We start from the raw sequence: 211 nt of genomic DNA, 5'->3' as shown, positions 1-211 counted from the left end.
GACCTGGCGCTGTCGGTGGCGCAGTACGACAAGACCGTCGACCGCGAGTACAAGACCGCGCTGCGCGAACTGGTCACCTACATGATGGAAGACCCGCGCTCGATTTCCCGCGTGCTCAGCGTGATCTGGGCGCTGCGCTCGCTGGAGCGGATCGGCGACCACGCGCGCAACATCGCCGAACTGGTGATCTACCTGGTGCGCGGCACCGACG

Annotated in this window: 1 protein-coding gene; it reads left to right on the top strand. The window is 66.4% G+C overall.

Annotated features, from left to right (window positions below):
• Positions 1-211, top strand: a 211-nt coding sequence (locus B2X67_RS03530) for a phosphate signaling complex PhoU family protein (protein ID WP_286784632.1), incomplete at both ends; no start/stop codon positions are given.

The sequence above is a fragment of the Pseudomonas sp. UBA3153 genome (genome assembly GCF_002364635.1).
In the GTDB taxonomy this organism is placed as follows: domain Bacteria; phylum Pseudomonadota; class Gammaproteobacteria; order Pseudomonadales; family Pseudomonadaceae; genus Pseudomonas_O; species Pseudomonas_O kuykendallii.
The sequence above is the reverse complement of the archived record's forward strand: the minus strand, read 5'-3'. Positions and strand labels throughout refer to the sequence as shown.